This window comes from Geofilum sp. OHC36d9, assembly GCF_052400685.1.
In the GTDB taxonomy this organism is placed as follows: domain Bacteria; phylum Bacteroidota; class Bacteroidia; order Bacteroidales; family Marinilabiliaceae; genus CAZHHH01.
In genome coordinates this window covers 401-25,624 of the sequence record NZ_JBQTGJ010000005.1, presented here as the reverse complement: position 1 = coordinate 25,624, position 25,224 = coordinate 401, and the positions used below count along the sequence as shown (strand labels likewise).

Annotated in this window: 21 protein-coding genes; 9 read left to right on the top strand and 12 right to left on the bottom strand. The window is 40.2% G+C overall.

All coding sequences use genetic code 11. The features are described 5' to 3' along the window. Positions 1–10 precede the first annotated feature (10 nt). Positions 11–226, bottom strand: coding sequence for a hypothetical protein (locus ACT3CD_RS07480; RefSeq protein ID WP_444644418.1), 216 nt, complete (start codon positions 224–226; stop codon positions 11–13). Positions 227–250: 24 nt separating this feature from the next. After that, entirely contained in the window at positions 251–544 is a 294-nt protein-coding gene (locus ACT3CD_RS07475; protein WP_444644416.1) for a PqqD family protein, read from the bottom strand. 347 nt (positions 545–891) lie between these two features. Here ACT3CD_RS07475 and ACT3CD_RS07470 point away from each other — a divergent pair, with 347 nt between their 5' ends. Continuing rightward, complete coding sequence (locus ACT3CD_RS07470) at positions 892–1,578, top strand: NigD-like protein (RefSeq protein WP_444644414.1); 687 nt, start codon at positions 892–894, stop codon at positions 1,576–1,578. Positions 1,579–1,788: 210 nt separating this feature from the next. On the opposite strand, the gene ACT3CD_RS07465 is transcribed toward ACT3CD_RS07470, so the two are convergent. The 5 genes from ACT3CD_RS07465 to ACT3CD_RS07445 form a co-directional block, all read right to left on the bottom strand. Further along, a complete protein-coding gene (locus tag ACT3CD_RS07465; protein WP_444644412.1) occupies positions 1,789–2,265 on the bottom strand; it encodes an RrF2 family transcriptional regulator in 477 nt (158 codons plus the stop codon). Then, complete coding sequence (locus ACT3CD_RS07460; RefSeq protein ID WP_444644410.1) at positions 2,231–3,046, bottom strand: YceI family protein; 816 nt, start codon at positions 3,044–3,046, stop codon at positions 2,231–2,233. Before ACT3CD_RS07460 ends, ACT3CD_RS07465 begins: the two co-directional genes overlap by 35 nt. Positions 3,047–3,178: 132 nt before the next feature. After that, the gene (locus ACT3CD_RS07455; RefSeq protein WP_444644408.1) at positions 3,179–4,378 is read right to left on the bottom strand and encodes a hypothetical protein; all 1,200 of its coding nucleotides are present in this window, start codon (positions 4,376–4,378) and stop codon (positions 3,179–3,181) included. Between the two features lie 20 nt (positions 4,379–4,398). Beyond that, positions 4,399–4,962 carry a YceI family protein gene (locus tag ACT3CD_RS07450; protein ID WP_444644406.1) on the bottom strand — a complete coding sequence of 188 codons (564 nt, stop codon included), beginning with the start codon at positions 4,960–4,962 and terminating at the stop codon, positions 4,399–4,401. A 952-nt stretch (positions 4,963–5,914) separates the two neighbouring features. Beyond that, on the bottom strand, positions 5,915–6,613 hold the full coding sequence (locus ACT3CD_RS07445) for a hypothetical protein (protein ID WP_444644404.1): 699 nt from the start codon (positions 6,611–6,613) through the stop codon (positions 5,915–5,917). A gap of 353 nt (positions 6,614–6,966) precedes the next feature. Here ACT3CD_RS07445 and ACT3CD_RS07440 point away from each other — a divergent pair, with 353 nt between their 5' ends. From ACT3CD_RS07440 to ACT3CD_RS07425, 4 genes are all read left to right on the top strand, one after another. Then, positions 6,967–7,593: a trimeric intracellular cation channel family protein gene (locus ACT3CD_RS07440; protein WP_444644402.1), complete on the top strand. Its 627-nt coding sequence runs from the start codon at positions 6,967–6,969 to the stop codon at positions 7,591–7,593. 46 nt (positions 7,594–7,639) lie between these two features. Continuing rightward, positions 7,640–8,134, top strand: coding sequence for a metallophosphoesterase family protein (locus tag ACT3CD_RS07435; protein WP_444644400.1), 495 nt, complete (start codon positions 7,640–7,642; stop codon positions 8,132–8,134). 105 nt (positions 8,135–8,239) lie between these two features. After that, positions 8,240–10,315, top strand: coding sequence for a polyphosphate kinase 1 (ppk1, locus tag ACT3CD_RS07430; protein WP_444644398.1), 2,076 nt, complete (start codon positions 8,240–8,242; stop codon positions 10,313–10,315). Between the two features lie 23 nt (positions 10,316–10,338). After that, the gene (locus ACT3CD_RS07425) at positions 10,339–10,857 is read left to right on the top strand and encodes a SixA phosphatase family protein (RefSeq protein WP_444644396.1); all 519 of its coding nucleotides are present in this window, start codon (positions 10,339–10,341) and stop codon (positions 10,855–10,857) included. Here ACT3CD_RS07425 and ACT3CD_RS07420 read toward each other — a convergent pair. Beyond that, the gene (locus ACT3CD_RS07420; protein ID WP_444644394.1) at positions 10,854–13,097 is read right to left on the bottom strand and encodes a sensor histidine kinase; all 2,244 of its coding nucleotides are present in this window, start codon (positions 13,095–13,097) and stop codon (positions 10,854–10,856) included. The genes ACT3CD_RS07425 and ACT3CD_RS07420 overlap by 4 nt on opposite strands. Before the next feature lie 174 nt (positions 13,098–13,271). Here ACT3CD_RS07420 and ACT3CD_RS07415 point away from each other — a divergent pair, with 174 nt between their 5' ends. After that, positions 13,272–14,063, top strand: coding sequence for a hypothetical protein (locus ACT3CD_RS07415; protein ID WP_444644392.1), 792 nt, complete (start codon positions 13,272–13,274; stop codon positions 14,061–14,063). Between the two features lie 193 nt (positions 14,064–14,256). Here ACT3CD_RS07415 and pgl read toward each other — a convergent pair whose 3' ends face one another. Both pgl and zwf read right to left on the bottom strand, forming a co-directional pair. Then, the gene (pgl, locus tag ACT3CD_RS07410) at positions 14,257–14,967 is read right to left on the bottom strand and encodes a 6-phosphogluconolactonase (RefSeq protein ID WP_444644390.1); all 711 of its coding nucleotides are present in this window, start codon (positions 14,965–14,967) and stop codon (positions 14,257–14,259) included. A gap of 291 nt (positions 14,968–15,258) precedes the next feature. Further along, positions 15,259–16,785 (bottom strand): glucose-6-phosphate dehydrogenase, encoded by a 1,527-nt coding sequence (gene zwf / locus ACT3CD_RS07405; RefSeq protein ID WP_444644388.1) that lies wholly within the window; start codon positions 16,783–16,785, stop codon positions 15,259–15,261. Between the two features lie 447 nt (positions 16,786–17,232). Here zwf and ACT3CD_RS07400 point away from each other — a divergent pair, with 447 nt between their 5' ends. From ACT3CD_RS07400 to ACT3CD_RS07390, 3 genes are all read left to right on the top strand, one after another. Then, positions 17,233–18,024 (top strand): MBL fold metallo-hydrolase, encoded by a 792-nt coding sequence (locus ACT3CD_RS07400; RefSeq protein WP_444644386.1) that lies wholly within the window; start codon positions 17,233–17,235, stop codon positions 18,022–18,024. A 108-nt stretch (positions 18,025–18,132) separates the two neighbouring features. After that, a complete protein-coding gene (locus ACT3CD_RS07395; RefSeq protein WP_444644384.1) occupies positions 18,133–18,324 on the top strand; it encodes a DUF5320 domain-containing protein in 192 nt (63 codons plus the stop codon). A gap of 374 nt (positions 18,325–18,698) precedes the next feature. After that, on the top strand, positions 18,699–21,665 hold the full coding sequence (locus ACT3CD_RS07390) for a DNA polymerase III subunit alpha (protein WP_444644383.1): 2,967 nt from the start codon (positions 18,699–18,701) through the stop codon (positions 21,663–21,665). A gap of 134 nt (positions 21,666–21,799) precedes the next feature. Here the strand turns inward: ACT3CD_RS07390 and hcp are convergent, their stop codons facing one another. Together hcp and ACT3CD_RS07380 are read right to left on the bottom strand one after the other, a co-directional pair. Continuing rightward, positions 21,800–23,446 (bottom strand): hydroxylamine reductase, encoded by a 1,647-nt coding sequence (hcp, locus tag ACT3CD_RS07385; RefSeq protein WP_444644381.1) that lies wholly within the window; start codon positions 23,444–23,446, stop codon positions 21,800–21,802. Between the two features lie 303 nt (positions 23,447–23,749). Continuing rightward, positions 23,750–24,505, bottom strand: a complete 756-nt coding sequence (locus ACT3CD_RS07380; RefSeq protein ID WP_444644379.1) for a peroxiredoxin-like family protein — start codon at positions 24,503–24,505, stop codon at positions 23,750–23,752. Positions 24,506–25,224 lie beyond the last annotated feature (719 nt).

The following is a 25,224-nucleotide window of genomic DNA, read 5'->3' as shown; positions in this document are numbered from 1 at the left end:
GCTGCTGTGACTATCGGTAATCGGGCGAAGAACCGCCAAACGGATCATCCGTGGTTGGGCTGTCGGGGAATAATTTTTTTTTTGAATCTGATGGTAAAGATGATGTTTCAGGTTCCACTGGCGGTGTAGACTGTGCCAGCAGAGTGCTATAATTATCAATACCAACCTCTACAATTAAAGGAGATTGGTAATTTTTTTTAATTTTATGGCTTCTGTTTTGAGTCATGTAGTCGTCTTGCGCAAAAAAATATCAGGATTGAGGTTCTATAATTCCCTTTAAAATAGCATTTTCAATAAATCTCTCCACATCCTCCTGCAATCTTTCCCTTTGTACGTTATAAGTTTCTAAAAGTTGCGAAATGATCTCTTCAACGGTATTTTGTCCATTCATAGCTTCCAGAATGGAAATTCCGGTATCGTTGAGTGTCAGCACTTTTGTCATATCAGCTACGCTGTTTACCAAAGGTACCAAAACCATCTCATTATCAACTTTTCGTGTAACAAATGATTCCTTTTTAACTATATAGATTTCCCTTAGGCTCATTATTTTCGGTGCGCAACAATTTCAGCGTGTAAATATGGTAAAAAATGATGAATATCTATGCCTTAGGCGTTGAACTGTTAATGATTTTTGATGAATTATATGTTTTTTTTGATGAATGAGATTTTTTTTCTTATTGAACGGTAAAATTACATTGGTAAGTAGTGCGTAGAGGCTGTTTGTAAATATAAAATCGGCGTTATATTTAATCTTAAAGTTTTTATTTGTGACCGGGAACTTAAATTTCAGTCTTTGAGGAATACCAATGTTTATTGTTTCTCATTGATGGATTTTATCACGCAACCCTATCACTCGTGTTTCATCTTACGAAAAAAAAGGAGGATTCAAAGATGAATAGAAATGTTTTAAGAACAGCCATATTGCTGTTAGGAGTCCTGTTTTTACAGGCTTGTGAAGATGATAATGACTATTCGATGGATCATTTTTGGGTGACCACAGCAACTATCGATCGGTCGGGAAGCGTGCATCCCTACTTAATCGTCACTGATAATGGCGATCGGTTGTTTCCCTCTGCCTCAGTCGTTAAAGGTTTTGACCCTGATGACGGGCAACGTATTTGGGTTAATTACACAATTCTTGGTGATGCCGCTGATGAGTTCGATTATTATGTAAAGATTAATGACGTTAGTGAGATTTTAACCAAAGGTGTATTCACTCTAACGTCATCTACCGCTGATTCCATTGGCAACGATCCGGTAAAGATTAAAGATGTTTGGTTGTCGGGGAATTATCTGAATGTTGGTTTTGTGTATGGAGGTGGTGGCGCTATTCATTTTATAAATTTGATACAGGAGGAGAGCAAACCTTTAAATGATGATGGCTATCCCATTTTAGAATTTAGACATAATCGCAATCAGGATTTATATAATTATGCCATGAAAGGGTGGGTCTCGTTTGATTTATCTGATTTCAGGGAGGCCGATTCAGATTCTTTTGTATTTGAATTAAGAGCCAAGTCTTTTAGTGGTGAAGAACCATTTGAGAAGTTGATGACCCTGACGTGGAATCAAGATTGAGATAGATTTGAGGCTGTTTTTATATTGTCTGTTTATGAAAGGGGCTTTCTGAATACCAGATTTTTTTCTTGACTTTGTTTTTAAAATGATGGATTTACTCTGAGGCAGACAAAGAACAAGTATTTTTTATTCGCCGGTCTTTTGAAAGGACCGGCATTTTTTATCTGAAGTGGTTTCTATGGTGTTGTGCTTCTTTATTCTGTAGTTGCTTTATTTTTTTTGCGGAGTCGTTTCCGAACAGCTACTGCCGTCAGGTTGGATGTTGACAAGTGCTTCAATATTAATTTGTTTTTCCAGAAGGTCATGAAGAGTATAAGAGCGGAAATAGTTGGTGATTATTTTGTCAAGTCCTAACCAGAATTGTTTCATGGTACAATAGGACTCTTTTTCGCAGACGTATGAAGGCGCAATGCAATCAACGACGTAAGTTTCGGCTTCCAGAGCATTAAATAATTCCAGGAGAGATATTTGGTTGGCTGGTTTGGTGAGGATGTAACCACTTTTTTTCCCTTTTACGTTCATGATGAGGTTGGCCGTTTTTAGTGCCAGAATGATTTGATCCAGATATTTTAGGGATAAATCCTGACGTCGGGATATCTCCTTTTGATAGATTCCATTATTGTTGGTCTCTCTTGCAATTTCAAGTATTGCTCTAATTCCGTATCGAGTTTTGGTAGTGATTTTCAAAATTACTTATTATTAGTTTGTCTTCCAGTACGAGACCAAATTTAACAAATACTTCGTCTTTAACCTTAATCATCCCCATGAATTTGCTAGGTGGGTGTAGATCAAAATCGGTTAAATTAAGTGTTATAGCGCCTTTTAGATGAAGAGAATGGTTGTGACAGATTTGAAATGTGCCCGGGATCTCATATTTTTTACTGGTGCCGGCCAGTTGAATGGTGATTTTTGTGTTTATTTGGTTTAGGCTGTCCTGCTTCCACCAGATGTCCGGTGGCGTTTCTATTGTAATTTGTATTTCCGGATGTTGGTCTGCTTTGATCAGATGTATAAAGTCCTCGTACATCATAGGTATTGATGGCACGAAATTGCTGGCCAGGATCTTTAGGATAATGGTGTCCTTATCCTGATTAAAGGAGATTTCTTTTGTCTGCCAATCGTTTATAAATTGTTCGAAATAGAATTGATTTACGTTCGAAGAGCCTTCAATTCGTACAAAATTGGAACACTCAGTTTGTGAAGTGTTTTTTGATGCTACCTGGGCTTCGATTACTGGTGATATTAACGTTGTAACAAGTATAGTTGGAGCTAGTAATAAAAGTCCAACTTTTGCATTCTGTTTTTTTCCAAAATGATCATTTGTTGTCGTAGATTTCAATCTCCCGGACTTAGCCAGATTTGAATTTGAACATTTTATTTCAAGCACTTGCGTTTTCTTACTAATATTAATTAGTTCAGTCCTTAAAATAAATTTTGCGGTCTCTAAACGGCAATTGACGATTGCCATGATAACTCTTTTTATTGGCGAGTGCATGACTTCGACTATTATGTTATAAGAAACTGTCTGCTAAGTTTAATCGTTTTTTAGTAAGCTCGATTTATTGCTTGTCAGACAGTCTCTCATTGTTTAAAATTGTTTTTAGAATGAAATTGCAGCCTCAATTACAACTCCATTGAATTTTCCACCATCAATGGCACCGTGAGCGATGCCCTCATATTTTTGATTGACATAGTCGAGTTTAACCACAACATATTTGATCATATTCCAGCCGCCACCAAGATTATAACGTTCAACTGTGGAATCCGATAATTTGTCTTCTACCTTGTTCCAACGACCGCCTACATAGAAATCGCCAATGTGATAAATGGCCTGAGCTGCCAATTGTGAAAATTCCTGATCGGTGGTGCCTTTAGCACCTTTCATTGTCTCGTATATTCCAAATAATTGAAGATCATTGACCTCAAAAAACAGGTTAGCCATGTAGGCATTCATTTCAGTTTGGTTGGCTCCCGGACTCCATCGGCCTGAGCGGAAGTTGGCATCTGAAGTGTTATTTGATGGTGTTGTGGCATCGTACAATTGCATCACATTGTAGTATCGGGCTCCTGCCCGGTCACCATCCCACAACGTTGCACCACTGTGCCCGTCGCCTACGTGAAAGCCAGACAGGGTGGCCCGTAGTCTCATATTTTCGTTTAGTTGGGTGTCGTAGCCCAGCTTCCAGTTAAACACAAGATCTTCGCCCAGATCGCCGCCCCGGCCGTAGTTCATACGTCCATTGTTTGCTCCCACAACAGCTAGAATGCCGTTTTTGCGGAATGCGAATTCCATACCTGGGTTGGTGGTGTATGCATCCATAATCCAGTTGCCCACAAATGGGTTTTTGGTGACAGCCGCATTGGTGCTGCGGAAAAAATGCGCGTCACCATAGTCAGGCATCATAACGCCGGCCTTTATCGTTACGTATTTCATTATTTCATTGGCAGCCGGCAGGAAGGGTAGATAATCAATAAGGAGGTAACCACCTTCAACCCATGCTTCGTTGTGGTGCCTGGATGACATAAATGTGTTCATAGTCAGTCGAATACCCGGCGCCAGATCGGCTATGATATCCATATTTGCTGTGGGCAGATTGATGTTTTTTTTCAGGTCGATAAGCTCGACATCGGCTTCATGACTTATGCCCTGATATTGCAGCGCAAAATCGGCTCCAACCTTTACTTTCAGATCTTTAAAATCTTCAGGATTTAATTTGTCTTCCTCAAATTGTGCATAAATACCAATGCCAATTGATAGCATAAAAGCCATCAGTAGTGTTCGTCTTTTCATGGTTTTCATAGTAAAAATTTTTATCTGATTTATTTGAAGGTGGTCTTGAATTCGATGGTGACTTCATCGCCGGATTTGATAGCTCCCATCATCGCTTTGGGAGGTTCAACGCCAAACGACGTCATTTTTAGTTTAATTGTTCCTGCTATATTTATTTCTTTACTCCCGGTGATATGGCCTGAAACATTGAGTAGTACAGGTTTTGTTTGTCCTGCAATGGTCATATTCCCTTTTACCTGAGCGGTGAATCTGGACGTTTGTGTTTTGATGTCGGAAGTTTGTTGAAAAGAGATGGTTTTAAATTTTTCGCTTTTCAATGCTTCATACGCTTTATCGTCCATTGATGAGGACTCGCTTTTTAAATTCTCAGTAATTATTGTAACAACTGCATTGGAAATGGTTGTTATTCCTTCGTTATCTAGAGTCATGGTGGCGCTTGCCTTAAATGTGTTGGCTTCCATTTCCCAGTCGTGAATGGTTGATGTTCCGGCAACAACAATATCCCCTTTTGTACAATTTAGTTGTTGTTGGGCTAACAATGGGAAAGTTGAAGTTATGAGCATTAAAAGCAAAATGCTTTTTCTAATTTTCATAATTATAGATCTTTTCTTTATTGTTAAACATTAGTGTTTGATACTAAAACTAGAGTAAAGGTAGGATAAAGTTAAGCCAAAGCAGTACTTTATTATCTGTTTTGCGACATGTTTTTATGGAGTATTCTCTTATTGGTTTGTTTAGTAGTGTGTTATAATAGTGTGTGAATGTAAGTTAGGCGTAATTGAATTCAAATATACGTTAATAGTTTTTTTTTGATATATTTATTAATGTGTTGTATTGTAGTATTTTATGATGTTTTTTGTCCGTTTGTATTTTGGGAAGTACTTAAATATATATTGATATTGAATTATAAATGGTTTTAAATCGAAAGAAGGTTATTTCAAGTCTGTCCATAAACTAAGTGTTTGAAATATAAAGTTCAAATACGAGGCTCGCGAAGTCATAAAAATCAAGGGACTGACGAACGAAGTAAAGGCAGAAGCAAAGCTGTTGTTGTGGATTTATCTCATAAATGCTTTGATTATGCTTTACAAGGAGGAAGAAGACGAAGTCAGTTTACTTTTCGTAAATGACTGTTTTTATGACAAGCATAACGAAGTAGTTGACTTTATAGACAAACACAATTTAGTTGTCGTATGTCGTTGTCAACTGTTTATTATATAGAATAACTATATGATGTGATCATATTTATGTCATGCTGTTAATACAAAATTTTGGTGTTAAACCAGGTCTTTTCCCAATCGAAAATGTGCTGATCTATGTTGAATTGACTCACTTGTTTGATTCCTAAAGATTTATGACTATCTGCGTTTGGCATGAGAGGTTGAAAGCCTTGCGGATTTAGGATATAAAAAATTTTCTTTCAGGGCATTGAAATAATTATAAGAACTCCGGAACAAATAGTGACAGTGCAAGGTCTAATCACTCTTTCGTCCCGGAGTCATAAGTTTTAAATGAGAATTAACTTTAGTGGATTTGTGTTGTAAATTATTTTACTAATTTTTCTGTGCTAATTGTTCCATCACTAAAGGTTTTTTTTGTAATATATAGGCCGTTAGGGAGTGTGTTCCAGTTATTGCCCATGTTTGTTCCACTGATGTTGAAGTATTCTACTTTAAGTAAGTCAGCCGTTGCATTTGGATTATTAATGGCCGTTGGCACATAATCGCTAACGATGATATTGTAAATGTTAACGCCACTGCTGGGAGAATAGAGGTAAATGGTTGTTGCTTCTTCCAACGTGTAGTTGATATCAGTTCTTTGGATTGGTTGTTCTTTTGGGGCAGGAGCCTCAGCCAGGATATTGTCTGATGTTCCGGCTGCAATGTTTAAAATTCGGTCGGCTGAGCTGGAAGATGATATACATATGACGGAAATAGTTTTTGGTCCGTCAATCTCGAAGCTTAAGACTCTGCTTAGAGGCATTCCTGTCTCGGCGTCAAAAGAACCTGAACCTCCTAGTTTTAGTCGACTTGTGTAACTAATATCGTCGAGCGTTTTGTTGTTGGCATCGATGACCACTGTGGCATCTTCTGTGGCGTGGATCGTTAGTCCGTCTACAGTAGTTGTCGCTGTTAGCGTTCCCAGATCTTTAAAGGAATCACCTGAAATATTCCATTCCTGAGCCTGGATGTTTATCAGGCTTGACACGGATAACGCAATGATTAAAGAGTAGAATTTTTTCATAATCTTATTTTTAATTAACTATGTAAAATGAAATTATTGTAAAATTATGAATAAGAGAGTTGTTGGATGCGTGTTGAATTATCCAAAAAGGGGAGGTAAATTGTCGGATGTTAGTTTTTGACTTGTTTTTTAAGACTTGCGAAGCCCGATAGATTTGAGTTTACTGGCGTAAATGAATATTTTGAGAGCAAGCATAATCCCTATGTTGGACTTTCCAGCCAACCGTAACTCAATGTTGCTGTTATGTTGACTGGTCATAGCCTTTGAATCATGTTTAATTAAATTTTTAATGCGATTGTGACTTGAGTCGTGGGCTATTATTTTTTTGTTTTCTTTGTGGTAAAATTCATGCCATGAGTTTACTCCTGTTACTTGATTACATAGGGACAATGGTTTTTGCCATGAGCGGTGTGCTGACTGCGGCCGAAAAGCGTCTTGATTTGTTTGGCGCTATGTTTATTGGTGTGGTTACTGCCATAGGGGGAGGCACTACCCGTGATTTACTACTTGGGGTTCAGCCTGTTACGTGGTTGCAATCAGACGGTTATCTCATAGTCATTTTGATTGGTATAATTTTGGCTGTTTTGTTTCGTCGTTTTTTGGCTCAGTTAAGACGAACGTTATTTTTGTTTGACACTATTGGAATTGGCGTTTTTACTGTTATTGGTGTCGAAAAAGCATTGTTGTTGGGTATGCATCCTTTGGTGGCTGTTTTGATGGGCATGACCTCAGCGGTGGTTGGCGGTGTTATACGCGATACTTTGACCAACGATCTGCCGCTGATTTTTCATCGCGAAATATATGCAACAGCGTGTATTGGAGGGGCTATAATATATATATTACTTCGATGGCTTGGAATGGATTCAGCACTCAACCAGATATTTACCGTTGTGGCAATAATCTCTATTCGTTTGCTCTCAATTCATTTCAACTGGTCGATGCCTATTCTCACGATGCCCGATCATAAGGAGGAGGCCTAAAATATCGCTTCCCGGAGAATATGAATAATTTTTGATACAATTATAAATGCTTAAAATAGGTTTATTGTCGGACACACATGGTTTCTTCGATCCTTCTTTTTATAAATTGTTGAAGGGGGTAGATGAGATATGGCATGCCGGAGATATTGGTTCGGAAGAGGTGTTGGATGCAATGGAGAATTTTAAGCCGGTACGGGCTGTTTATGGCAATATTGACGGGACGGAAATACGTCAACGTGTGCCAAAAATTAATAGCTTCGATTGCGAAGGACTTCCTGTTTTTATGACTCATATTGGTGGTTATCCCGGTAAATATGCCCCGGGTATTCGGGAACAATTGTTGCAACAGCGTCCGTCGTTGTTTATTGCCGGACATAGTCATATTTTGAAAGTTATAAATGACCCGAAGCTAAACCTCTTACATGTTAATCCCGGGGCGGCAGGTAAATATGGCTTTCATACTGTCCGAACAGCTGTTCGTTTTGTGTTAAATGAGGCACAGATAAGCGATATGGAAGTGATTGAATTAGCTCATCGTTGAATTTTTTCCTTTTTGAGGGCGCATTGTCCTCTTTTTTTAATATTTTAGGGTATTGAGCTCATAGAGTTGTACGTGAAGTTTCCTCCATTCAATAAAGTGTTGATTATGCTCCATTTGCCTAAATATTTTAATCGGGATATAAGTTGGTTATCTTTTAATTACAGGGTGCTTGAAGAAGCCGCCGATCCTAAATTGCCCTTATACGAGCGGTTGAAATTTTTAGCTATTTATTCTTCCAATTTAGACGAATTTTATAAAGTTCGGGTTGCCGAATACAAATATAATTTCGATCCTGAGGAGCTGGAAGGCATTCAGGGGTCTTCGCCTGTTAAAGTACTAAAGCAGATTAATGCCATTGTTGATCAACAATTGCGTGAGTTTAGTCGTATTTTTCATAACGAAATACTGGCGGGGCTATATAAAGAAGGCCTGATGCTGTATCAGGGTGAAGTGCCGTCGAGTCCCGAACACCAAAAATTTATAAGAAATTATTTTTACGACGAAGTTATTCCCTATTTGCAACCTGTTCTTTTAACAAAAGGAACCCGCTCTTTTTTGAGAGATAATCGACTATATCTAGCAATTCGACTCTACCGGAAGAAGAATACCAAGGATGAAGAAAGACTGAAGCGACGTAGGGCGCGCTATGCTATTGTGAAACTGCCAACCAACGATTTACCTCGGTTTATCCGTTTGCCGGACAGTAATAATCAATATCATTTTTTGTTTTTAGATGACTTGGTGCGTTTTAATCTGCAGGAATTATTCCCCGGGTACGATGTTGAGTCGAGTTATTGCATCAAGCTGTTGCGTGATGCTGATTTAGGCATAGAGGATGAATTTAGCGGTGATTTGGTTGAGAAAATTCGTCGTAATATTGGTCTGCGCAAAGTGGGGGAACCAACACTTTTTACCTACGACAGGGATATGCCCGATGATTTTCTGCATGTGCTGAAGGATACCTTTGGATTATATAAGGAGGATTTGCTGGCCGGCGAACGTTATTTGAGTTTTCAACACTTTTTTTCTTTTCCCAATCCGTTTGCGCCGCGTTTGCAGCTTAATTTACCTGCTCCGTTGCATTCGTCAGAGCTTGATAATTACGGCTCCATGTTTGCTGCTATTAAGGATAAAGATCGTTTGCTGCATTTCCCGTATGAGTCGTTTGATTATGTCTTGCGGTTTTTAAATGAGGCCTCTTCTGACCCAAAAGTGGAAGAGATAAAGGTCACGCAATATCGGGTGGCGACCAATTCAGCTGTTGTGAACGCTCTGATAAGTGCTGCTCGTAATGGCAAACGTGTTACTGTATTTGTGGAGGTGAAAGCCCGGTTCGATGAAGAGAATAATCTTAATCTGGCCCGACTTATGGAAGAAGCCGGTGTACGTATTATTTATAGCTTGCCAGGCCTTAAGGTTCATGCAAAAATGGCGCTGGTGATTCGTCGTGCCGGTGGTGTTCGTAAACGTTCGTATGCTTATCTGAGCACTGGGAACTTTAATGAGAAAACGGCCCGCTTGTATTCCGATTACGGTTATTTTACTTGTAAAGAACCTTTTTTATATGATCTTGAAGAGTTGTTCGAATATTTTGAAAACCAGCAATTAAATATTTCGTTTAAAAAATTGATGGTTACTCAGTTTAATTTTAAAAATGTATTAGCATCAAAAATTGATCGGGAAATTGATATCGCCCGAAAGGGGGGATTTGGTTATATGCTTTTGAAAATGAATGGGATTCAAAATAAGGTGTTCATTAATAAATTGTATGAGGCAAGCGAAGCAGGTGTTAAGATTGATTTGATCATCCGTGGTATTTGCAGTGTGGTTCCAAATCAGCCTTTTAGCCGTAATATCAGAATCATTCGAATTGTTGATAGTTATTTGGAGCATTCACGAGTTTGGGTTTTTGGCGAAGGCGAGCGACGGGAGTTGTTTATGACCTCGGCCGATTGGATGAACCGTAATATTAACCGGCGTATTGAAATTGCTTTCCCGATTGAAGAACCGGAATTACGCGCTGAAGTCTTTAAAATTTTGGATTTTCAGCTAAAGGATAATGTTAAAGCCCGAATTATAAATGAACACCTTGAGAATTGTGTTATACCAGGAAATGGTTTGCCGGTTCGTTCTCAGTGGGAGACCTATAAAATGTTTGAATCGGGTAAACAGATCCTGTGATTTTTTTACTAGAAACGAGTAGTATGTTAAAATTAATTTTAGTGCGACACGCTAAGACAGAGCCTTTGACTGATGCCGGGTCTGATTTTCAGCGGAAATTGAAAAAAAGAGGATGGAGTGATGCCCGTTTGGTGGCTGAAACACTTCAGAAAAGTGGTTATCGGCCTGACAAAATAATAGCCAGCCCAGCTGCCAGAGCCTGGCAAACGGCCACTGTTTTTGCCGGTGTATTTGATTTCCGGGAAGACGATATTGTCTCAGCTCGTTTTTTGTACGACGGTGATACCACTGCAGGGATGCTTGATGGTTTGGCCGAACTTGCCGGAGAAGCAAAAACCTTGCTGGTGGTTGGGCATAATCCCGACATGGCAATGTTAACCATGCATTTAAGTAATGTCAGGCCAGAACGTTTTCCCACAACCGCTTCGGCTGTCATCTCTTTTTCATTATCTGACTGGCACGATATTAATGTGAATACCGGTCGGCTGGAATCGTTACTTATACCCAAAAAACTGAAAGAAGCCAACGATGATCCTAATTAATCAGACGGCGGGCACGGTATTGTGAAGATGAATTGTGCGCCTTTATTCAGCTGTGACACAACACGAATATCACCTTTCATCAGGTTTATCAAATTTTTTGTGATGGAAAGGCCCAACCCTGTTCCACCTGTTACATCTCCCGTTTCTCGTTTAACCTGCTTAAACCGTTCAAAAATTAATTGATGGTTTTCAGGGGCAATGCCACGACCGGTATCTGACACTATAAATGTTATATTTCTGCTGTCCAAAATGTGATAACTTAACTCAATAATACCCTCCTGAGTGTATTTAATGGCGTTGCTGATGAGGTTGTTCAATATTTGTTCCAGTCGATATGGATCAGCAAAAACCATATAGGTTGCACGTGGGCTACCCTTGATTAATCTAAATGTCAGATGGTCCCGTTTATTTTTGTCTATTAGAGTATTGGCAACCAGTGTTATTCGATCGAGCAGCGCTTGAAGGTCAAATATTTCTGGAGAGAGTGTGGTTTGCCCTGATTCCATTTTCGAAATGTCGATAATGTCGTTAATCAAAGCTAACAGGCTTTCTCCGCTCGATCGTATCAGATGGAGATAGCGTTTGGTTTCTGCTTCAGGAATAGATTGATGGATCAGTACATCTGAGAATCCCAGAATGGCGTTCATGGGGGTTCGTATTTCGTGCGACATGTTGGCCAAAAAGGCCGATTTGAGTCGGTCGCTTTCTTCGGCTCTTTGTTTTGCTTTTTTTAGCTCTTCTTCAAATTGTTTTTGGTTATTTATGTCCATTATTACACCCAGGACCCGCACTGCGTATTGATCCTTACGTTCGGTTATCATGCCATGTAACGAAAACCATCGGTATTGTCCATTAGACGTTCTTAAACGTAACTCTCCACTAAATATTTCGGTAAAGCCTGATTGATGTAATGCATAGGCTTCTTTTATCTGATCAATATCTTCAGGGTGGATGGCTGCGGGCCATGAATCTATGTCAATATGAATGTCGTCAAGCGATTCGTATCCTAACAGTCTGGCTACTTTTCCTGTTAAGAATATATGCCCGGTCGTGAAATTAAAATCCCAAAGTCCTATACTGGCTCCGTCAAGAGCCATCTCAAGACGTCGCTCGCTTTTTTTAAGTTCCGTTTCTGCAAAACGTCGTATTGCAATAATTCGTGCCAGCAAAAATATTATGAGAAGAAAAGCCGATATCACACCACTCAGAATCAGTAAACTAGTTTTGTATTTTTCAATGAATGTTGGTGGTTTGTTGATGAATGTTGTGCCGGGTGGTATTAAACTGATATCAAGTTGATGACGAACAAACTTGCTATAGTTAAGGACGGTTTTTTCCTTCCCATTGGAGAGGAATGGTCTTGATGCAGATGTATTTTCAAGCATCTCTTTCATTATCAGGGCAGCTTCCCGTCCCTGATCGTTGCCGCATATAATGATGCCACCCAGAATGATATTGTTTAACAAAAAATTCCAGTTGCTGTATATCGGAACATCAAGATATTGTGACAAGATATTGCTTTCGGTTGACATTTGTAGTGCGATGCCGTCGCGCTGCAAATAGAGGCTGAGCAGGTAAATGGCTTTGTTTTTGGGATCGAAATTTTCCAGCGTCTGCTGTAGCTGTTGTGGAGAGTTGACATAAATAGGCGTGAATACCAGATTGCGGTAGCTTTTTTGGGCCACTTCGATGAACTGATTCATGAATAGTTGTCCCATTTGCGATGAGTCGGATATTACCAGAAGGTTTTCCAGCTCAGGCTGTAATTGTTGTATTAGTTCTATTGTTTTACCATAGTTAATATCTTCTTTTACGCCTTTTACGCGCATGGTATCTACCTGGAATTTTGATAGATCATTAACCCCACAAAAGGCAATTGATTTTTGTCCCCATATCTCCGAACCATGATTTAAGACAAATTCAAAAGCTCTGTTGTCGCTACAAATGATGCCATCAATCGAGATATTCCGATATTTTTCTTTAAGGTAACGAAAGAAGGCATCTTCCTGATAGGAGTGAAAAAAACGTTTGCTGTCCATGTATTCAACTGAGAGTCGGAAGTCATTCTCTTCGGTAAGAGTTTTACTGACGCTCTGAGTTATTTCATTGGTCCACTGAAAGGAAGGATCATATGAATTGATAAGCACCACATCTTTGATGCTATCGCTAATTATTTGTCCCGACAGCGGGCTTGTTTGACATATAATAAATAGAATTATTGATAGAATGAATGGCCTCATAGGTCGTTTTTTGTCGTGAACTAAATGTAAGTTGTTTTTTTCTTTATTCCAATAATCCGGTCTTGATTTATAGGCAATTAATGATTTGGACGAGATTTTTGATGACTGATTTGGGAAAAATATGGCATAGGAATTGAACGCTAAGATGTATTGTTATATTTTTCCCCAGCTAAAATGAAATTTTTTACAAGCCTGATAATTTTCTTTTGTTTTGTTTTTTATGTGAGCGGTCAGGTTAGAGATGTTCGTTCAAAGGTGGCACAAGATAGAAATGATGCAGGGTCTGCATTAAAGTCTGAATCCAGGTCGTATTCAGGCGGAGGTGGATTTGATAAACCAGATTGGGATGGGGGTTGTGGTGCTTTTATTGCAGAAGCTTTGTTTTATTATACTTTTCAAGGTATATATATGGGTTTGAATGCCGGTCAGCAAGCCATGCGTTACCGGCAATCTGATTATCCTGAGACATTTTCGTTTGAAGGTGCTCTGAATGCCGGCTTTGATTTTAATACCAGAACAACAGCATTAGTCCCTTCGTTGCGATTGAATCATGGCCTGTTTGCTTCTGAAGTCAGATATGCAAGTACTCGTGATGTTACCGGTGTTTTAGATGTTTTTGACTGGCAGGTGCTGGTGCTTAGGGTGCCGGTGAAAAATCTGAAATTTGAATATGGCATTGGTTTTAGCCATGTGTTTTCGCCTTCAAAATCGTATCTCGATCAGAATGTCGGTTTTGATTGGTGTTTACTAAAACGACGTCTTACCTTAAAAGCACATTACCGTTGGAGTCAGAACACAAATCTGGGCAATCGGTACAGACAGGAATCTGATTTTTCCTCCGATTATGAAATATTACACTCCGGTAAGTTTCGTCTGGCACCGATGGTTGGATTTTCGTATTTTAATTATTTTGATTCCACAAAGTTCAACATGGTGAAGGCAGGCTTGATATTTCGTTTTTTTTAGGTTTATAGTGTTAGCTTAAAAAAATGCGGATCAGGCAAGAAACCTTTAGAAAAAAGGTTTCCGTCTGCGTAAAATTTTATATTCCTGGGTCGGATGAAATTACCTGTCCGCTTTCCATTTGCCCTCTTCCAAATAGATTTGTTTCGACATTTAAAAAGTGAGTTTCCTCTCGGAAATGATCTTCTTGCTGACGTTATTTATTAAGAAGCTGTGCGGCAGGTTTGTCGAGTAACCATAAGGTTTTCGCGGGGTCTGTTTTCGAAGCAGGGTAGTCGGTGTAGGCCCCGGTTTTGTTGATTATTTCTCTGACTTTTTCTGCTTTATTAGCGCCGGTCACCAAAAAAAAGATCTTTTTTGAGTGATTAATTACGCCGCCGGTTAAGGTAATGCGTTTTTGGCCAGAAATGGGGTGGGTGCCTGTTTCGCATATTTGCGATGAATTCCATAGTTTTATTTGATAGGGGAAAATGGATGCGGTATGTCCGTCGTCCCCCATGCCCAACAGCATAAGGTCAAATACAGGCCATTTCTCTGTCATCGTGACTTCTTTTTTGATGGTATGGATATAGTCGTCACATGCGGCTTCAGGGGTTAATTCTCCTTTTATTCTGAAGATGTTGTGCTCAGGTACATCTATATGGCTGAACAGATGCCGCTCAGCCATACGATAGTTACTATCCTGATGCGATGGTGCCACGCAACGCTCATCACTCCAAAAAAAACGCAGTGTTTGCCAGTTTATTTTTTCTGCATATTCTTCTGCCAAAACATCGAAAATGATTTGTGGCGTGCTGCCACCCGAAAGGGCTATGTTGACTTGTTTTTGTTGTTTTGATAGTTCAGCAACATAATTGCCAAAGAATCTTGCTAATTCTAATTTGTCTGCGAATACATTGGTCTCCATATCTGGTACGTTATGTTTTTTTACTCTAATTTTTTGTGTTCAAAAACTTAGCAACAGACTATTTTGAGTCTGTCCTTAAACTAAGTGTTTAAAATATAAAGTTCAAATTCAAGGCTTGTGAAGTCATGAAAATCAAGGAGTTTATTTTTCGTAAATGACTGTTTTTATGACAAGCATAACGCAGAAGTTGACTTTATAGACAAACACTATTTAAATCGCCGGTTTTTAAAGTGTTTTTATTCAGTGATCACTTTTTTTTAACCGTTTTAAATATGTTTTTGATGTTAGTCGTTACAGTTCACAGTATTCACCATCGCCGGTCAAATTTTTGCAGGGATAGCGCCAGGTTTGTGCTCCTTCGATGAGTTGGTCTGACACATCGGGTCCCCAGGTGCCTGCCGGGTAACCATGAACCTTTATGCATGGTCTCTTTTTCCAGGCATTTAGTATGGGGGTAACGAATTTCCAGGCCGCTTCAACGGCGTCGCCACGCGAATATAGCGTTGCATCGCCTAGCATACAATCAAGTAAAAGCCTTTCGTAGGCACTGGGCAGATAGGTGTCGTTTAAATCGGAATAGTGAAAATCCATATTGACATCCTGTACATTAAAACCGGCCCCCGGTACTTTCATCCCGAATTTCAGCAGCAAGCCTTCGTCGGGTTGAATGCGTATAACTAATTGGTTTTGTTGACGCATAATGTTTTTGTCGTCGGAGAAAATGTGATGGGGCGTGCTTTGAAAATGAATGACAATTTCAGTGACACGGGTTGGTAAGCTTTTCCCGGTTCTGATATAGAATGGTACGCCGGCCCAGCGCCAGTTATCAATAAAAAATTTCATGGCCACAAAGGTCTCGGTGCGCGATTTTGGGTTTACACCTTCTTCTTCGCGATATGCCTTCATGGTTTTTCCTTTTATTTCGGATGCGGTGTACTGTCCTCTGAGGACAAATTCTTCCACTTTATCTTCGGGGATGGGGCGAAGCGATTGCAGTACTTTTACTATTTCGTCACGAATACTGTCGGCGCTGATAAGTGTTGGAGGTTCCATGGCCACCAGTGAGGCCAACAGAAGCAGGTGATTCTGAACCATGTCGCGAAGGGCGCCGGATCCTTCGTAATAACCGCCTCTACTGCCTACGCCTATCTCTTCTGCCGAAGTGATTTCTACATGATGAATGTAATTGCGGTTCCAAAGCGGCTCGAAAATGCCATTGGAAAAACGAGTCACCAACAGATTTTGTACCGTCTCTTTACCCAGATAATGGTCGATGCGATAAATCTGTTCTTCGTTAAAAACTTTTTGCAGATCCTTATTTAGCTGGTGTGCACTTTCCAGATCGTAACCAAATGGCTTCTCAACAATCAGACGCTTAAATCCATCGCGCTCGTCGTTGAGTCCCTGTTTTGCAATGTACTGCGGAATAATCGGATACATGCTTGGGGGTGTAGCCAGATAGAATGTGTAATTGTTTTCAGTTTTTAAGGCTGAATTAAGATCGGTAATTTTGTCTTTTAAGCCTTTGTATTCACTCTCTTCTTTGGTGTTGAATGCATAATAGTAAAGACAGTTAAGAAATTTATCCCGATGGGCTTTGTCTTTTGCTTTGGTGCTTGCAAATCGATCAATACCCTCAGACATTTTGGCTCTGAAATCAGCATCTGATATTTTAGTACGTCCCAGGCCTAAAATGCCAAAGTGATCCGGCAATAAATTTTGAGTGTATAAATCAAATACCGATGGAATAAGCTTGCGGTAGGTCAGATCACCCGAAGCTCCAAATATGACTAATAAATGATTGTTTGGTTTTTTCATATTGATATCAAATCTTTTTTTTTGATTATTATAAAGGTTGCGATTGAATGGAACCTTCGTACGGGTATTTTAACAATTTTGGTGTGTTTTCGTTCACCCGTTTCTGTTTTGTCAGGCTTTCAATGACTGTAAATTTAGTAATTTTTATTTTTCTTAGTGATTGCTGTGATTTAGATATTTTTTGTGTCGTCTTTTACTTGTATTTTGGTTTTTGATACAGATATTTGGTAGCTCTTGTTTTAAAATTTAAAGTCTGTTCATCAAGTCAGGAATTTGGTTAATTAAAATGAGCAATAGTTCATTTTGGAAAATATTTTTACCTTTAAACCTTTGGTAAAGCGCAAATATCAATACGTGAAATTGATTTAATCAACGGGGAAGGTATTCGAACAAATTGGTTGATGGTTTTACCGGTTTTGTATTTTTTTTTAACGATAGAAATCAGATATGATAAAAATAACCGTTTTAATTGATAACACGGTCGGCTCTGGAATGTTGGCCGAACATGGCTTTTCTTGTTTTATAGAGGATGCTTATAGCGATACCCGATGGTTGTTTGATACGGGCGCTTCGGGTTTGTTTGTGAAAAATGCCTCCCAATTGGGGTTTGATGTTAGCCAGGTGGATGGCGTGGTACTGAGTCATGGCCATTATGATCATGGTGGCGGATTATCGCATGTTAAGGGTCAACGGTTGATTTGTCATCCCGACTGTTTTTCCGGCCATTTTAGGGGAAAAGATCATTCGTACATTGGATTACCGATGACCGGTTCGGAAATAAGGAAATCGTTTCGTCTTGAAACGGCACGTGAACCTTTACAATTAACCGATCGGATGTGGTTTTTGGGGGAGATCCCGCGTGTCACTGATTTTGAGTCACAAACAACGCCTTTTGTTTTGGCTGATGGGTCGCCCGACTTTGTGGCCGACGACAGTGCTTTGGCTATTGTTGTTGAGGATGGCTTGTTTGTGTTGACTGGTTGTGGCCATTCGGGTGTTGTAAATACGCTTGAATATGCCAAAAAGGTAACGGGAGTTCATCGAATTAAAGGTGTAATGGGGGGGTTTCATTTGAAAGCGGATAATAAGCAAACCCAACTTACCATTGAATACCTACAAAGGGAAAAGGTGGACATGGTTTTACCTTCGCATTGTACCGCGCTGCCGGCGTTAAGTGCTTTTTGGCAAGTTTTTAAATTTGAACAGGTTAAAACAGGTACGCAAGTTCTTGTCGGATAAAAAAAATATCAATAAAGTGAACAATAGTTCATTTAATTGTGTAAATTTGTTCTGTCAGTGCGGTTAATTGTAGCTGTCATTTGTTGTTTTAACTTAAAATAATTTATTATGCCGGGAATGGATGGTAAAGGACCGGAAGGTCGCGGAAGCGCTACCGGTCGGGGTTTAGGAAATTGTAAAAACAATTCCGAAAAAAAGAGTGGTGTCCGTATTGGACAGGGTCTGGGTTTACGTCGTAAAGCCGGCGGCGGTCAGGGTGGCGGAAAGCGCAAACAGTATGGTAATAATGGCGGGGCATAAACTGCTGTTTTGCTTCTGTAATGAATAATGCGGCACGCAGGTTAAATAGAGTTTGTTTATAAAATCTGATTTTTGCGTACTGTTTGTTTTCAATGTCTGGTTTGACGTAAGATTCAGCCGGAATGTAACAGTGCTGTTTGTTGAAGAGTGTTGTTTTATGAATATTTTAATTTATCAGGATTTCATGCGTCATGAAATCCTGATTTTTTTTTGGGTAGCCGGTAATTAATCAATGGCTGTTTATGAAGTTTAACTTCTGTGTTACGTTTGCTTTCAAAGGCTTTATTTGTCGTCGCAAATGAGTATTTTTTGAAAGTGAGCCTGATAAAAATAATAGGGTTTCCTTGCTGGCATAAATTAAATGATTAAATTATATGTCTAATATAGATTATAATTTAATCATGTATCTTAATTGTCATACATTTCATAGTTTGAGGTATGGGGTTTTGTCGCCCGGAGAATTGGTTTCGCGGGCAGCAACGATGGGAATTGAAGTGTTGGTATTGACCGATATAAACAGCAGTTCGGGTGTTTACGATTTTGTTCAGGCTTGCCGGCAGGCAGGCATTACGCCGGTGGTCGGGATCGAGTTTCGTGAGGATGGCCGGTTGCTGTATACGGGTATTGCCCGTAATATAGATGGGTTTGGCGAATTAAACCGGTTCTTAACGCGTCACAGATTGGCAAAGTTACGGTTACCTTTTTTTGCGCCCTTGTTCGAATCGGCTTTTGTGATTTATCCTTTTGATGGTAACATACCCACAGTCCTGCGCGAAAATGAATTTATTGGTATTCGTCATCATCAGTTAAACCGTTTGGTTACAACGTCTAAAAACCTGCCACGGCATCGTCTGGTTGTGTGGCAGCCGGTGGTTTTTACTTCCCGGCAGGGGTGGGAGGTGCATCGTCATTTACGGGCCATCGACCGGAATGTGCTTCTTTCCCATCTCAAGGATACAGAAGTTGCTTCACCGTTTGACTGGCTGGTGCCTCCTCTGAAATTGCAGGAAGGTTTTAGTTCTTTCTCCTTTATATTGAGTCAAACGGATGATTTACTTAAGCAATGTTCTCTGGATATAGATTTTACGACCGTTAAAAATCGGAAAAGTTATACCGGCAGTAGCGATGGCGATGCTCAATTGCTACGGCGATTGGCCAGAGAGGGTTGTGAGCGGCGCTATGGTGTTGATCAGGTTGAGGCAAAGCAGCGTGTTGATAAGGAGTTGAATATTATTTTTCAGATGGGTTTTGCGGCTTATTTTCTTATAACCTGGGATATTGTGCAGTTTGCTCTGTCGCAGAGTTTCTATCACGTAGGTCGCGGGAGTGGCGCCAATAGTGTGGTGGCTTATTGTTTGCAGATTACGGATGTTGATCCCATCGGTCTTGATCTTTATTTTGAGCGTTTTTTGAATCCGAAACGATCATCACCGCCTGATTTTGATATTGATTTTTCGTGGCGCGACAGGGAAACGGTGCAACGTTATATTTTTGAGCGTTTTGGTCCGGATCATGTGGCATTACTTGGTGCCATTGTGACATTTCAAAAGCGTTCGACGGTGCGTGAGCTCGGTAAAGTGTATGGGTTGCCGGTTGAGGAAATTGAGATGCTCTCCAGACCGGGTGGGGACTATCGAAACAATGAAATAGCGGCTCAGATCTTTTCTGTGGCCGAAGTGATCAGTAACTTTCCCAATTCACGGTCTATCCATGCCGGTGGTGTGCTTATCTCCGATGCCCCAATTACCGATTATACGGTGGTGGAGTTACCTCCCAAAGGACTGCCTACGGCTCAGATGGATATGTATGCCGCTGAAAGTATCCGGTTTGATAAATTGGATATTCTTTCGCAGCGGGGTATCGGGCATATCAAAGATTGTGCGACGATTGTACAGCAAAATTGTGACGAGACAATTGATGTACACGATGTGGAACGGTTTAAGCAAGACCCTCGCGTTAAACAATTATTGCGGGCGGGCGAAACGATAGGTTGTTTTTATATTGAAAGTCCGGCAACCCGTGGCTTGTTGACAAAGTTGCGGTGTGATAATTACCTCACGCTGGTGGCGGCCAGCTCAATTATACGGCCGGGTGTGGCAGGTTCGGGTATGATGCGTGAGTATATCTACCGGTTTCATAATCCCGATAAGTTTAGTTATGCTCATCCTGTTATGGAGCAGCAGTTGAAGGAGACTTATGGTGTTATGGTATATCAGGAGGATGTTATCAAAGTGTGTCATCATTTTGCCGGTTTGGATCTGGCCGATGCCGATGTGTTGCGACGCGCTATGAGTGGAAAGTATCGGTCCCCGTCAGAGTTTCAGGTTATTGTGGATCGTTTTTTTAATAATTGTCGCGAAAGAGGATATCCCGATGAATTGACCAAAGAGGTGTGGCGACAGATAAAATCATTTGCCGGTTACTCTTTTTCCAAGGCGCATTCAGCGTCGTATGCGGTTGAGAGTTTTCAGAGTCTGTACCTAAAGGCCCATTATCCGTTGGAATTTATGGTTGCTGTGATCAATAATTTTGGCGGTTTTTATGCGTCGTGGGTATATGTGCACGAGGCTCGTCGGCAGGGCGGCACGGTTCATTTGCCCTGCGTTAACCGAAGCGATTATCTGACGTCGATACAGGGCAAAGATATTTATCTGGGGCTGATTTTTATTCGGGATTTGGAACAACAGCTGGCTTTAAACATTGTGGATGAAAGACGTATACATGGCGACTTTAAAGGGTTGGAGGATTTAATTGTGCGGACAGGTATTGGACGCGAGCAGATTTTGCTGCTCATCAGGGTGGGCGCGTTGCGTTTTACCGGACTGAATAAGCCAAAACTGCTCTGGGAAGCTCACATGTATCTGACGCGTGATAAGGAAAAAGTGGCTACGCCTAAGTTGTTTCCTTTGCCTGGCCGTCATTATTCTTTGCCGCAACTGTTGCAACAACCGATTGAAGATGCCTACGATGAAATGGAGCTTTTGGGATTTCCGGTGACGTTGACGAAATTTGAATTGCTGAAAACGTCTTTTCGTGGTGAGATAAAAGCCTCTCAGATGCTTAACTATGTGGGGCGAAAGGTGCGTATGGTGGGGGAGTTGGTTACCATTAAGTATGTCAGGACGGTGACACACGAACCGATGTTTTTTGGTGCTTTTTTGGACGACGAGGGCGTTTTTTTTGATACGGTGCATTTTCCCCAGGTGTCCAAAAAATATCCGTTCCGGGGGGATGGTGTTTATCTAGTGCTGGGGACTGTTACCGAAGAGTTTGGCATGCCACTGCTGGAGGTGGATAAAATGGCTGTGCTTCCGTTGTGTCCCGATCCCAGGGGTAACTAAAAGTGCTATTTACAACAGTCAATTTACATCTTTCAAGGTTTATAAGTTTCAAAAATGAAGCTCTCTGACTTTTCGGACAGCACAAAAAACCGCTGCAAAAATTAATTTGCAGCGGTTTATAATAATTCCGATTTCTAGGCTAAATGAATTTTTAGATCTTCTTCCACCGTCCCGATTCCTGCTATTCCAAAGTTGTCCACCAATACCTTAACTACATTCGGAGATAAAAATGCCGGTAATGTGGGGCCGAGGTGTATGTCTTTAACGCCCAAATATAAAAGGGCCAGAAGAACAATCACCGCTTTTTGCTCATACCATGCAATGTTGTAAGCTATGGGCAATTCATTGATGTCATTTAGCTCGAATACTTCTTTTAATTTGAGAGCTGTAACAACCAGGGAGTATGAGTCGTTACACTGGCCGGCATCCAAAACACGCGGAATGCCGTTAATATCACCCAGCGGCAGTTTGTTGTACCTGTATTTGGCACAGCCGGCGGTAAGTATTACTGTATCGTGGGGCAGTTGCTCTGCAAATTCGGTATAGTATTCACGACCTTTCATCCTGCCATCGCAACCGGCCATGACTAAGAATTTTTTGATTGCTCCGGTTTTTATGGCATCCACAATTTTGTCGGCCAGTTGCAGGATCTGGTTATGTGCAAAGCCACCGATTATTTCTCCGGTTTCAATTTGCGTTGGCGCCGGCAGTTTTTTGGCGTGTTCAATTATAGCCGAGAAATCTTTTGGCAGCCCGTTTTTTCTATCCGGTATGTGAGTGCATCCTTTAAAGCCTGATGCTCCGGTGGTATAAACTCGGTCCTTATAACTGTCTTTGGGAGGAACAATACAGTTGGTTGTAAATAGAACGGGGCCGTTGAAGGTTTCAAACTCTTCTTTTTGTTTCCACCAGGCGTTGCCGTAGTTCCCCACAAAGTGTTTGTATTTTTTGAATGCGGGATAGTAGTGTGCCGGTAACATTTCACTGTGAGTGTAAACATCAACACCTGTTCCTTCTGTTTGCTTTAGCAGTTCCTCCATGTCTTTCAGGTCATGACCACTGATAAGAATGGCAGGATTGTTTCTAACGCCAATGTTTACTTTTGTTATTTCCGGATTACCATACGTGTTGGTATTTGCCTTGTCGAGTAACGCCATTACGTTTACGCCATGCTCTCCACATTCTAAAGTCAATGCCACCAACTCGGCAGTTGTTATGTCATTTCTTGTGATGGCAACCAACGCTTTATGCATAAATGCGAAAACTTTCTCGTCGGTGCAGTCCAAATTGTAAGCGTGTTCAGCATACGCTGCCATCCCTTTTAAGCCATAGGTGACAAGCTCTTTTAACGAACGGATGTCTTCATCCTGTTCAGTCAGAACCCCAACCAGTATGCTTTTTGCAACAATAGCCTCTTTGTTCTCGGCTTTCCAGGTGGCATTGGCGGGCAAATCGGATGGTAATTCAACCCCTTTGTGTTCTAATTCTGTTTTTAATGCTTCGCGAACCTGAATTCCTTCGATTATTTTATTTGTGATTTTTTCATCGTCAAAATTTGCATTGGTAATGGTTACAAATAGTGCTTCGAAGACAAACTTGTTGGCTTTATCGATAGCTATTGAATTCTTTTTGGCAATTTCAGCAATTAAAGAAACGCCCTTTGTTACATACACCAATAAATCCTGAAGGTTTGCGGTGGAATCCTGTTTCCCGCATACGCCAACTTTTGTACAACCGGTTCCTTTTGCAGCTTCCTGACATTGGTAACAAAACATACTCATGGTTTATTTTTTAAGTTTCTGATTTCATATAAACATTGCAAAGGTCAACCATTTGTACTACTAATTCTGTAACATATGTTACGCGGATTCAGAAAATGAAATTTGGAGTGATGCTATTTCTGAAAAAGAAGTGTGTTTACCCTTTTTGTTAAGCCCTCATTCGCAGGAAGGTTAATTATGAAGTCTGAAATTTAAAGCTTTTACCAATGAAAAGAATCTTGCGGTTTGTTGTAACTGATTATAAACCTTTTCAATATTGCATTTTATCCACGTTGACGCAGACGATCGAAAGCGTTAGTTTTGTTATCTGCTTTTTTTTAATATTTCCGTTAACTCCGAAGGTTCGGCTCTGTTGCGATAGTCAGCATCCATGAACGCATATATTATTTGATGCTTTTCATTGATAATATAAGTGGCGGCCAATGGGAGTTCGTTTGTTTTATTGCCATTGTATTCGTTCAGGCCAAAGGATTTATTGTAAATTTTAGCAACGCCATCAGTGAGCCTAAAAACGATGTTGTACTGCTTTGCAACGGTATTTCCAACATCGCTGAGGACTTCAAAACTCAAATTATGTTTTTCGGAAGTGCTCAATGATTTGTCGGGTAATTCAGGGGTTAAAGCGATTAGATTAGCGCCATGTTTTTTAAATTCAGGTAATTCCGATTGTAATTCCTGAAGCGTTAAATTGCAGTAGGGGCACCAACCACCTCTGTACCATGTTAATATTACTTTCCCTTTTTTTAAATAGTCATACAGTTCAACCGGTTGTCCCAATGCATTGTTCAATACGAAATTCGGGGCGATGTCACCAACGTTCAGAGCTTTGTCAAGTATTCCGCTTGTTGCCACCGAGTCAATACCTTTTTTGTAGATCTCTTTTTTAGTCTTGTCTGCGTTCAATTCGAAGGCCGCTTTTTTTTCATCCAAAAGACTTTTTAGCGTTTGTTTGTTATTTTCCATGGTGGTGACTTTTTTGTCGGAATTTGATTGTTTGTTGTTTTTACATGATACAAACATCGTACTGAATACGAGCGCGATCAATAAAATATTTTTCATCTTTAATTTGTTTTAGATTTTGTTTAAAAACCGGTTTTTACGTTTGTCGCAAATTTGGTAAACCTGTTTAATGCTTATTTGTTCAATTTGGAAGAAGAGGGAAATGGCTAAATTGAAGTAAATTGCAGATGAGTCACCGGTAGTTGTTGTTGGTGGTTGGCGTCCACTTGTTTAGTTAAATATGTTGCTGGCTTATTTGTTGTGATGATTGATCTGTTTTGTGACGATCATTTTATCTGAATGCCGGTTTTATTCTCTTACAAAAGCAGGTGTTTCTTAGTCCGGTGGTTGTCCCTAACTTAGAGTCTGTCCATAAACTACGTGTTTGAAATATAAAGTTCAAATACGAGGCTTGCGAAGTCATAAAAATCAAGGAGTTTACTTTTCGTAAATGACTGTTTTTATGACAAGCGTAACGAAGTAGTTGACTTTATAGACAAACGCTACTTAGTCCGGTTGTTGTCCCTAACTTAGAGTCTGTCCATAAACTACGTGTTTGAAATATAAAGTTCAAATACGAGGCTTGCGAAGTCATAAAAAATCAAGGAGTTTACTTTTCGTAAATGACTGTTTTTATGACAAGCGTAACGAAGTAGTTGACTTTATAGACAAACACTACTTAGTCCGGTTGTTGTCCCTTACTTAGTCCGGTTGTTGTCCCTTACTTAGTCCGGTTGTTGTCCCTTACTTAGTCCGGTTGTTGTCCCTTACTTAGTCCG